Annotated in this window: 8 protein-coding genes; 4 read left to right on the top strand and 4 right to left on the bottom strand. The window is 33.8% G+C overall.

Features of this window, described 5'->3' with window-relative positions:
* The 4 genes from GWR14_RS13480 to GWR14_RS13465 form a co-directional block, all read right to left on the bottom strand.
* On the bottom strand, positions 1-1,298 hold a 1,298-nt coding region (locus tag GWR14_RS13480), incomplete at its 3' end, for a DUF6443 domain-containing protein (protein ID WP_223150973.1).
* Positions 1,299-1,309: 11 nt separating this feature from the next.
* Positions 1,310-4,570, bottom strand: coding sequence for a hypothetical protein (locus GWR14_RS13475; RefSeq protein WP_163409598.1), 3,261 nt, complete (start codon positions 4,568-4,570; stop codon positions 1,310-1,312).
* A gap of 417 nt (positions 4,571-4,987) precedes the next feature.
* Positions 4,988-6,160 (bottom strand): geranylgeranyl reductase family protein, encoded by a 1,173-nt coding sequence (locus tag GWR14_RS13470; protein WP_246236321.1) that lies wholly within the window; start codon positions 6,158-6,160, stop codon positions 4,988-4,990.
* Positions 6,161-6,228: 68 nt separating this feature from the next.
* Positions 6,229-7,227, bottom strand: a complete 999-nt coding sequence (locus GWR14_RS13465; protein WP_163409597.1) for a GntR family transcriptional regulator — start codon at positions 7,225-7,227, stop codon at positions 6,229-6,231.
* Between the two features lie 101 nt (positions 7,228-7,328).
* Here GWR14_RS13465 and GWR14_RS13460 point away from each other — a divergent pair, with 101 nt between their 5' ends.
* The 4 genes from GWR14_RS13460 to galE are packed head-to-tail and all read left to right on the top strand — an operon-like array spanning position 7,329 to position 11,651.
* Entirely contained in the window at positions 7,329-8,375 is a 1,047-nt protein-coding gene (locus GWR14_RS13460; RefSeq protein WP_163409596.1) for an aldose epimerase family protein, read from the top strand.
* A gap of 36 nt (positions 8,376-8,411) precedes the next feature.
* On the top strand, positions 8,412-9,584 hold the full coding sequence (gene galK / locus GWR14_RS13455) for a galactokinase (RefSeq protein WP_163409595.1): 1,173 nt from the start codon (positions 8,412-8,414) through the stop codon (positions 9,582-9,584).
* A 2-nt stretch (positions 9,585-9,586) separates the two neighbouring features.
* A complete protein-coding gene (locus GWR14_RS13450; protein WP_163409594.1) occupies positions 9,587-10,636 on the top strand; it encodes a UDP-glucose--hexose-1-phosphate uridylyltransferase in 1,050 nt (349 codons plus the stop codon).
* Position 10,637: 1 nt separating this feature from the next.
* Positions 10,638-11,651, top strand: coding sequence for a UDP-glucose 4-epimerase GalE (galE, locus tag GWR14_RS13445; protein ID WP_163409593.1), 1,014 nt, complete (start codon positions 10,638-10,640; stop codon positions 11,649-11,651).
* Positions 11,652-11,868 lie beyond the last annotated feature (217 nt).

The raw sequence follows: 11,868 nt of genomic DNA, 5'->3' as shown, positions 1-11,868 counted from the left end.
TCTTTGCCCGGAAGCTTTTTTTCTATAAGCCTGTTGCGTTTGTCATAACGGTATTGATAGATCAAATCATTTAGAGTGGTCCTGTCCAATCCCGGAGCGTAAGAAGATTGAAAGTCCGAAAGATTCCTTACTATTTCGAATTGAAAATAGCCGTCAGAATTTGGGTACATATCAACACCTGTTGAACTAATATACAAATCACCATCCTGAATATAAGCAATTCCCCCCACTACCATGTTTCCGTAAATATCCTGTACCATAAAATCGCCTAAAGACATATTAGGCAAATTAGGAGTAAAATTTAAATCAACTATTTTTCCTGATTTTAATTTATCACTGGTAAACCCATCAGCAAACAAATTCAATATGAATTTGCCTATTTGATGGGCAAACTGGCCAATATAGACTTCACTATATCCCCCACTTACAAGGATACTTATGCCATCCTTATTTGTATCAAGCAAATATGTTTGTCCTGCTATAGATTGCACGAGACTATAAGTGAGTGTTTTAGGAGGTAACACATAAGTCAGGTTTCCAAAATCATCATACACATAATAGGTATCATGCCATTTTTCGGCATCAAAAGTCCGTTTTAAAATAATACGCCCTTGCTTGTCTTTAAATTCTTCTGTGGTGTGGTTGTTAGGAAAGGTTTGACTCGATTGCCAGTTCTCATCTTTGGTAATGGTTTTGTATAATTCTGAAGGATCATAAATTCCTTCATCTTCCAGATAAGGATTCTCTGTATTACCTCCAATGAAAGAAACGCCAAAACGTCTGACATGATCAGCATTGCTATTGGTTTGATACTCGAATCTTATTTCATGGCCATTGCCCAGCTTCCAGTCATTTCCGGGTGCGGCCTGTTTCATTACTCTATTAAGCGGTGAGGCTTCAAATTCTTTTTGAGAATAGGGGTTAAGTGTACTCTCGTATGTTGCTGTATTGTAAAATATACCAACATCGGTCAGTGCGGTCGTTTTATAATTGAGGGAAGCAGCTGCACTAGATGCATAAGGCAAATAGTCTTTAGGCTGACGTCCAAAAGCATCATATTCAATGGGCGTTACGATATCTTTTCCCGCTGGCGATTGTTGGTGGGCTACTTGCTGAATAGGGCGTCCTAAGCCATCGAAATAAGTGATACTCTGGCTGGCTTCTAAAGCTGTAGGATTTGTAATACTGCTGGCTGTAGGCTCTTTGTAAGTTGTTGTTTTGATGTAATTTTCGGTTTGGGTCTGGCTTGCTGCTATAATTGGAAATGAAACCAAAAGCAGGTTTAGTATTTTTTTCATATTACTTTTGGTTATTGTTTATAATTGTATTTGTTTTCAGAAAGGATATTGCCCAACGCATCTTTTGTGAATTCTAATCGTCCAAAAGAATCATATAGATAATAGATAGTATAACCTTTAGGGTCTGTCATAGTGCTCATGCCTACAAGGGGCTTGTAAGTATATGTCGTGATCATTGAATTAGGCTGTGACGTCCTTAAAGCATTGATGGCAGACAGATTTGACTCATTGATGCTGTCGAGATTTGATACGCCTAAAGCGGAAGCAATTTGTGAATTTGTTGCATTTTCAATTTTTGCGATAGGATATTGATTGTTGTATCCCCATAAATAAATTATATGGACACCATCCTTTTGGGAAACTTCTTTTAAATTTCCGCTAGCATAATAATTATGGTATTGAATTCGATCTTCAAGAATCTCATTATTTTTGGAAATCTGTATAGCTTCTGGAAGCACCATATCATTAGGCCAAATTTTATAATTTGTTCTTTGTGTAGATTTTGATAATAAAACATCTTCTTGAGTATTTTTTATTTTTTCAATCTGGATTGGATTGGCAACTATGTTTCGTGACTTTAAACTATCAATAGCTGTTTCTTGTTGGTTATTTAATCCTGATAAAATTGATTTATTGTGCGGATAATAATATTTTTCTATTATCTTATTTCCCTTACTATCATTTGTAATTTCTTCTGAAGGGTATCCAGTATCTGAATAATAATTGTATAATTTTTGGGTTTTGATTTTCCCGCCTTTTTCATTTAATTCTTCATAAATGCCATCTAATTGGTATTTTTTAGCTTCATGTTTTACAACGCTAATTAATACACGGCTTAATCTAGTGTCTTTATATGTCTGGCCATTTTCATCTATATAAGTAATATCTTCAGGATATCTTTTAATTTGGCAGTCAAATGAAGGATTTACAGTAGGATGTATACGAATTTCTTGATATTCATTTTCTGTAATTTGCTTTAAAACACAGCTATCTGATTGCTCATCCCATTCAAACAATCTTTTTTTGGACAGTTTGCCATTTTTGAAATCAACATCTTCAGATAATAATGTTGGGAATACTGGATTTACATTTACAGGCACATATATTTTAAATTCATTATCTGTTTTTCCTACAGACGCATTATTGTTTATTTCTTGTACATTAGTGTATAATACATGACTGCCTAAGGATGTTAATGGGGTAACGGGACGATAATGTTCTACTTTTGAATCATAAGTTGCCCACTTCCGCATATTTGAGTAAAAGACGGCCCCATCAAGGGCAAAGTTACAATCTTTTGCATAAATTTCTCCCTTAGCTTGTTCAGATGAGATGAATCCGGGATTGGGTTGCATCAAATAGCCACTGGATTTTAAGCTATTGATGTCTTCACAATATTTATACTCTTTTACAATATCAACTGCATTATCTGCATGATCTACTGTACGAAATATTCTGATACCTCCTATATTAATATTAGTTTCAACAGGATTTATAGAACTTGTATATGGTGTACTCCGATATTCAATTGTAGTTTTTGCAAAATGGTTGCCTGTCCCAAGACCTAAGGCTATTTCACATAATTCTGCGGATATCTGATAAGCCCCGGCAGCAATCCATATTAAACGCTCATCTACAAAATGATAATTACTTGCGTTTTGTAATTGCAAGTATTCCTGTGATTTAGTTAAGTTTTCTATTTCTTGGGCATTAGTTTTTAAAGCAGCTTTCGCCCAAGTTTTATTTGCTGTAACATCAACTTCTAATGTAATCTTAGCATATTGATCAAAAGGTATATTAATTGATTTAATATTTTCATCACAATCATTTGGCGAGTCTTGTGAAGATAATTCTACTGTTTCTAAAGAGTCATAAGCCTGATTTGCAGGATCGTAATATCCTGTTTCTATTCTTTTAACCTGATGTGGTTCATATACAAAAGTAGTATTCCCTTTTGTAGGATATGTTATTTTTGTTAATGCTCCAATTTTGGTTTTCTCAAATGACGGTAAAGTAGAAGCAATAACATCTGAGTCATTAAAAGCTGTTTCATTGTAAAACCCCCATAAATCAACTTTATCACCTGAAATTCTTTTATAAGGAATATATTCTAAATTAGAATATTCAAAATCATAAAAATCTTTTTTCAAATTATTACTATCTAATCTCTTGATGGATTTCAAAAAGTAATAATATCCCGTATTTGCAAAGTATTCAAATTCATATTTGTGCAGCAAAACATTATTTGAATCATAAATGCGGACTGAATTTAATTTAATTCTTTCAGTATTCCCTGCTGGTAAATTAATAGTTGATGTTTCGGCAGAAACACTTTCTTTTAATTGATCAAAAATTATATAACCACCGGGGAAATTAATTTTTTTAATTATTTTTCCAAGAATAATATCACTGCTAATATTGGCTTTATAAATTCCCCCATCATTCATAGGTAGATCAATGTTAGGTTCAGCGCGCCAGCTTTTAAAATTATTTTTAGTTTCTTTATATTTATCCATATAAATATGTGAACTAATATATCCATCGTATTCAAATGTTACAGAATCATTAGAGGGGAGCTTAATTTCGCTCAACATAAAAGCACTTGTCTGTGTTGATTGTATATCACCTTGCCATTGGGTTAGTTCTGTGGTTTCGGGATCATTAAAATCATATAAAATTCCCTTATCATCTGTTATTTTCATATTTCCCAAAGTCAAATTCACTTTATAGTTTTTATGCTCAGAGAAAATTGGCACTTTATCTGTGTTAAATCTAAAGTTTCCATTTATGGTTGAAGTATTCAAAATAAAATTATCAGGTCGATAATCAAAACCTAAATCTAAAGCCTGTTGCAAAGCATATACCCGATTCATTGTCGATAAGTTTTCTAGATTTTCGTAGGTTTTTCCTGTAGTGAAGTAACCAATTCCAAAAGCTTCATCTTCAACTGCCTGTAGCTGTCTAATAACTGCTCCCCCAAAGTTTGCTGTCCATCCCATACCTACCATTGTAGGATCTGTATCGGGTTTAAAACCATTATAATTATAGGAAAGCGTTAAAGGGTATTCAAACTCTCCCACTTTAATGGTGTAAATAGGTATAGAAATATTTAGTTGCCCCGAAGATAGATTTATAGGTGTACTGCCGTATTGTCCTAGTGCAGATGCCTCTGGCGATGCTGAAATAATTTCAGGTAGTTTAGGGTTTAATTGAGCCTGACTTATAACATATTGAGAAAAGCATAAAAAAATAAATGCAATTATTTTTTTCATAATTGATGTAAATTAATATTAAAAGATTAATTGTGAAAATCATACTAATTAATAAAAAATACCTTGTTAATTGTTAACAAAAAAGTATTAAAATGTTTAAAATTTCATAATATGCATTTAGATTACAACGTGTTAATAAATTTTATCTAAAAAAATAATGTTAATTATAATTTCAAAGAGTCAAAAACTTTCTGTTTTTCTATATAGTTACATACTTGCTAATTGATTTGCTTTTGAATAAATAAGTCGCTCATATTGCTAAATAAAATATTTTCATTTTACGGAATTTATGACATGCTTACTTTTTTTTGGATGAGTTATCAAAAAGAAAAATCCTGAAAGGTCTAACTTTCAGTTTTTTTCTTTTTGATTTTGAAATGAATTCTGAACTTAATTAAAACTGGAGAACTCTTTTAATTAAAAAATAGCCCCTTTAATTTTTTCACGTATAGTCTTTTTATAATCTTTAGGATACGTTCTGGCCCCCATAAAAATATCTGTCATGGCATTCGCTAAAAGAGAACCGTAGTTTTTGGCGATAAAGTTGCGCAATATTTTTTTGCTATAGAAAATTTTGGCCAAAGTAACCCCGGCTTTTATTTCGGGTAAAATACCGTTTTCTAATTTTTCATGATACAGTTCTGAAGATCGCACAGGATCAAGTTTACCTTCTATAATGGATTGCGCTGCTAAAATTCCGCTTAATATGGCGTTTGAAATACCTTCGGCGAGTACAGGATCTGCAAATCCTGCTGAATCGCCAATTAAAAAAACATTTTTTCGAACAAAAGAATCCGTTCTTGGAGAAACCGGAATTACAAATCCGTGGGCATCTTCTTTTACAATTTCTGTAATTCCCAACGTTTTTAAATAGGCTGCGTAATATTTTTTCAAATCAATCTTTTGGTTCGCTTTTGTTAAAATACAAACGCCTACAGATAAGTGATTCTTTTTAGGAAAACACCAGCCATAACCGGACGGAATTGCATCAACATCAAAACGGACATTTTTTGATAATCTTTCAAAATCAGCCTGAGGAACTTCTATCTCATATTCTAAAGCCGGAATAACTGTTCGGGTTTCTTCCCATCCTGCCATTTTGGCTATGGGACTTAAAGCTCCATCACCGGCGATAATAAATTTTGCCTGTATATCGCCCTCAGAAGTATGAATTGTTTGATTTTCACCAAAAGTGATACTGGTAACTTTATGATTTTGTAAAAGAGTAACGCCGTTTTCTTTTGCTTTTTCTACAATCAGATTATCAAAAGCATCGCGCATAATCATGCTAATGATGGGCTTGTCTCTTTTTGTCGTAAGCTTGATGTTTGTGTTTGAAAAATAAGTATCAACTTCGTAGAATTCTTTTTCAACAACTGATGAAACATCAAAAGGAATATTTATCCTTCCTCTGTGCACCAGGCCACCACCACACGTTTTATATCTTGGCAGAATTTCTTTCTCAATTATGACAGTCGTAATTCCGCTTTTCGATAATTCAAAAGCTGCAGAAGCTCCAGCCGGACCGCTTCCAATGATGGCTACATCAAATACTTTCATTGTTTTTTTTTCCAAAACTAAAGGAATCATAGTAAAAAACAAAATTTTGATTGAGTTCTAATCGCAGTTAAACCCTTTTCTTTTAATTCAACAGAATCTTAAAGTGAATTTCGCATAATTAGCGAAGATTTGTTTTCTATTTGCTCGTTTTTCCCTTTAAGAACCATATCGGCCAGTATTTTTCCCATGTCTTCAAAATGGGTTGAAATAGTCGCAATTCCGTTTGCCACAACTTTTTTCAAAGAAGTTTCATTATACGAAATAATGCCAAAATCGGTTCCTAATTTCAGATTGTGATTTCTGGCTTCTTCGATTACTCCAACCAGATCACGATCATTTGGAATCACATATAAATCACCAATTGCTATTACATGATCGGTAAATTGTGTAATGATTTCATAATCAAAATTATGTTCTGTACAAAAATTTTCAAATCCTGTTTTCATTCCTAACGGCTCACGGAAACCTGGGAAAATTAAAATAAGTTTTTTGTATTTGCCCAGTCTTGATTTTCCTTTAAAAAGCCCTTCAAAAATATCTTTTTGGTGATTTTGATAAATGGCAGGATACATTTTTAAGTCAGGATTTGTCTGATCCAGAATAATCACTTCGTTTACTGGTAGGGTTTTTATGGTCTCAACTATACCCGTCAGGTTGGTCGGCATAATGATGTATTTGGTATAATTCCCGTTACTGTCATTTATTAGTTTTTTGAAGACCGGAACATTAAAATGATGGAAAAAAATATCAACCTGAACGTTTTTTCCAATACTTTTTAAAAATGAATTATAGATGTCTTCCTTAAAAATATTAAGCTCATCAAAAAGTAAAAAAATCTTCTGTTTGATACTGGTTTCAATACTTTTAACGTAATAGCCCTTACCCGGAATGGCGTAAATTATCCCCCGCTTTTTAAGTTCATCGTAGGCTTGCAGCACGGTATCACGCGATAAGGAGAAAGCCAGACAGACTTTGTTTACAGACGGAAGCCTGTCTCCTTTTTTCAGTTTCTCTTCATCAATTGCTTTTTCAACTGAAAGAATTATCTGTTTATATTTTGGCAGACCCAGATTATTTTGAATCGAAATGATACTCATAGAAAAAGATTTTTTTGCAATATACAAAAAACTGGTAGGTACTGGTATGCAAAAAGCAGAAATAAATATAATTTTGAATTTTCACTTTTGATAAAAATAACATGAAATTAAAACATATATCGCATTTCCAGAATCACTCTAATTTCAAATTGTTTGGTTTATCTCCTGATAAGGAAGAAATCCATTCTTTTGAACTGACTAATAATAACGGAATGAAAGTCCTGCTTACCAACTATGGTGCGACTGTAACATCACTACAAGTTCCTTCCTCTTATGGAAATCTCACAGATATTGTTTTGGGTTTTGACAATCCTAATTCTTATATTGAATCCTATAATTTACCGAGTGCTCCATATTTCGGGACAACTGTCGGACGTTATGCCGGACGTATCAATAAAGGTCGTTTTACTTTAAACGACAAAACATTTGAACTGGCCGGAAACAATAACGGAAACGCTTTGCACGGAGGAAATATTGGTTTTGGTCAAAAAATATGGGATGTTACTGATCTAACAGACCAGTCTGTAACTTTTCATCTGATCAGTGAAAATTTAGAAGAAAATTATCCCGGTGAATTACAGGTTTTCTTAACCTATACCTTAACGGAAGAAAACGAATTAAAACTCGAATATAAAGCCACGACTACAGAAGATACCGTTATAAATCTAACCCACCACAGTTATTTTAACCTTAACGGTCATGATTCGGATGTACTGGATCAGGAAATGTTTATCGATGCTGATAAAATGCTGGAAACAAATAGTGATAATATCCCAACCGGAAAATTCACTGCTCTTGACGGGCATAATTTTGATTTCAGAACTACAAAAAACTGTCCGGCTTCTATAGACAATTCGTTTGTTGTTAATTCAAATGTAGAAATCGCTGCTCAGTTATTCAGTCCGAAAAACAATTTAAAGATGAGCGTTTATACAGATCAGCCTAGCGTACATATATATGTGGGTGGAAATTGTTTTAATATTTTAAAAGGAAAAGAAAACGTAAATTACACTCCTGTCAGCGGAATTTGTTTTGAAACCCAAAATTTCCCTGACGCACCAAATCAGGCACATTTTCCTAATTCAGTTTTAAAAAAGGGAGACGAATACCAGCAGACGACCATTTATAAATTCGAGAATATAAAATAGAAATTATACCAAAAACAACACAGAAAATTAAAAATAATGAACGAGATTTTAATACAGAATACCACTGCTTTTTTTGAGAAATCATTCGGAACAACGCCTCAAAAAATTGTACTTTCTCCTGGAAGAATCAATATTATTGGTGAACATGTCGATTATAATGACGGTTATGTTTTACCTGCTGCAATTGATAAAATCATCTGCTTTGCCTTTGAAAAAAGCAATTCGAAAACCTCAAAAATTATCGCCATTGATTTGAATGAAGAATTTGAAGTTGATCTGACTCAGGAAATTCAATTAAGCGATGTGGTCTGGACAAATTATATCCTTGGTGTTATCAAACAATTGCAGGATAATGGTTTTTCTTTCGAAGGTTTCAACTGCGTTTTCAGCAGTAATATTCCGGTTGGTTCTGGGTTATCATCATCGGCTGCTCTGGAATGCGGAATGATTTTCGGAATCAAAGAATTATTCGGTTTAAAAATTGAGAAAGTTGATGTTGCCCTGATGGGACAAAAAGCTGAGCACTGGGTTGGTATTAATTGCGGTATTATGGATCAGTTTTCAAGCGTTCACGGACTTGAAAATAAAGTAATAAAATTAGATTGCAATACATTAGAATTTGAATATCACAATGCTGATTTCAAAGATTATTCACTGGTTTTGTTTGACAGTAATGTAAAACACTCTCTTTTTACATCTGAATACAACAACAGAAGATTAGAATGTGAAGAAGGGCTTTCCATTATCAAAAACCATTTTCCTGAAATCAAAACGTTCAGAGATTGTACTGAAGAACAGGTTTTAAGTCTTAAAGATAAAATGTCTGAAGTTGTTTTTAAAAGAGTTCATTTTGTAGTGAAAGAAATTTTGCGTGTTACTCAGGCGTGTGAAGCTCTGGATAACGGAAATATTGAACTCTTAGGACAATTGCTTTTTGATACTCACGATGGTTTATCAAAAGATTATGAAGTTAGCTGTGCTGAATTAGACTTTATAGTAGAACTGGCAAAAAAAGAAGAAAGTGTAATCGGATCCCGACTAATGGGAGGCGGCTTTGGAGGCTGTGCTATAACTTTAATCAAAAAAGGACACGAAAACAGAATTAAAGAAGCGTTTACTAGTCTTTATTTTGATACATTTGGAATTGATTTAAAAATTTATGATGTGAAGATCTCAAACGGAACATCACTTTATACCACGACAAATTAAGAATGAGAAATTTTGATATTAACGAAGATCCGCACAGACGTTATAACCCTTTGCTAAACGAATGGGTTTTGGTTTCACCTCATCGTGCAAAAAGACCTTGGCAAGGTCAGAATGAAACTATTTCTACTGAAAAATTACCAAAATACGATCCGACCTGCTATTTATGTCCGGGAAATGTACGCGCTAATGGTGTGAACAATCCTAATTACGAAAGTTCGTTTGTGTTTGAAAATGATTTTGCTGCGATGAAGCAGGATGAAATCATGTTTGAAGACGACATCAGACAAACTTTCTTTAAAGCACAGCCGGAAAGAGGAATTTCAAGAGTAGTTTGTTTTTCGCCAAGGCACGACCTTACTTTACCAGAAATGGAAGTTGACGGTATCGAAAATATTATCCGTACCTGGCAAAAAGAATATACCGATCTGGGCAGTATTGACTACATCAACCACGTACAGATTTTTGAAAACAAAGGAAGCGTTATGGGATGCAGCAACCCGCATCCGCACGGGCAAATCTGGGCTCAGTCTTCTTTGCCTACACAGGTTGAAAAGACACAAATCAATTTAAAAAGTTATTTCAGCAAAAACAACCGAAATCTTTTACAGGATTATCTTAAAGCTGAATTAAGTAAGGAAGAACGCATCGTAATCGAAAATGAGCATTTTGCAGCACTGGTTCCGTTTTGGGCAATCTGGCCATACGAAACCATGATCATCAGCAAAAGACACATTACAAAAATCACCGATTTTACAGCAGATGAAGTGACGTCTTATGCCACAATCCTGAAACAGCTGACTACCAAGTACGATAACCTTTTCAATACTTCTTTCCCGTACTCTTCAGGAATTCACCAGGCTCCTACAGACGGAGAAGATCATGAAGAATGGCAGTTTCACATGCATTTTTATCCGCCTCTATTGCGTTCTGCTACCGTAAAAAAATTCATGGTAGGATACGAAATGTTAGGCGAATCACAACGTGACATTACTCCTGAAAAAAGTGCTGCCGTTTTAAGAGAGCTCTCAGATATACATTATAAAAACAAATAAAATGAAAATAGTCGTTACAGGTGGGTTAGGTTTTATCGGCTCACACACCGTTGTAGAATTACAAAACGAAAATTTTGAAGTAATCGTAATTGATAATCTTTCTAATTCTTCAATTGAAGTTTTAGACGGTATCGAAAGAATTACAGGTAAAAAACCACTTTTTGAACAAATTGATTTAAGAGATAAAACTGCTGTTCAGAATTTCTTTAAAAAATACGAAGATATCAAAGGTGTGATCCATTTTGCGGCTTCCAAAGCTGTAGGAGAAAGTGTTCAGAATCCTTTGCTGTATTATGAAAATAACATAAATTCTTTGGTTTATATCCTTCAGGAATTACAGCAAAAACCAGAGGCAAATTTTATTTTCAGCTCTTCCTGTACTGTTTACGGTCAGGCCGAAAAGATGCCAATCGCAGAATCAACTCCTATTCAACCGGCAATGTCTCCTTACGGAAACACCAAACAAATTGGCGAGGAAATCATTACAGATGTAACTAAAGTAAGTAACCTGAATGCTATTTTATTGCGTTACTTTAACCCAATTGGTGCACACGAATCAAACGAAATTGGCGAATTGCCACTTGGTGTTCCGCAAAATTTAGTACCATTTATTACACAAACGGGTGTTGGACTACGAAAAGAATTATCCGTTTACGGAAATGATTACCCTACTCCTGACGGAACCTGCGTTCGTGATTATATCCATGTAGTCGATTTGGCAAAAGCACACGTAATTGCATTGCAAAGATTAATCAGCAAAACAAATACCGACAAACTGGAGATTTTCAATTTAGGAACCGGAACCGGAAGTTCTGTACTTGAAGTAATCCATGCTTTTGAAAAAGCAAGCGGACAAAAATTGCCTTATAAAATCGTAGACCGAAGAGAAGGTGATGTTACCGAAGCTTATGCCAATACAGACAAAGCCAATAATGTCCTGGGATGGAAAACCCATCTGACACTTGACGAAGCCATTGGCAGTGCCTGGAAATGGGAACAAAAAATAAGACAATAAAAAGTTTTAAATTAAATACAGAAACATCTTTTTGTTATAAATGTAAAGAATACATTTATTTGTGTTGCCAATAACTATTTTTATTTTACTTTTGATTTTCAATTTTTTAATAAAATAGCCAAATTTAAATACATATCGTATTTTTTTCAAATTAAAAAAATAAATTACTTAGTTTCGCAACCATAATAAATTATTTTTGACATTTTTAACCAATACA

Origin of the sequence: Flavobacterium ajazii (assembly GCF_010614725.1) — a bacterium.
In the GTDB taxonomy this organism is placed as follows: domain Bacteria; phylum Bacteroidota; class Bacteroidia; order Flavobacteriales; family Flavobacteriaceae; genus Flavobacterium; species Flavobacterium ajazii.
The sequence above is the reverse complement of the archived record's forward strand: the minus strand, read 5'-3'. Positions and strand labels throughout refer to the sequence as shown.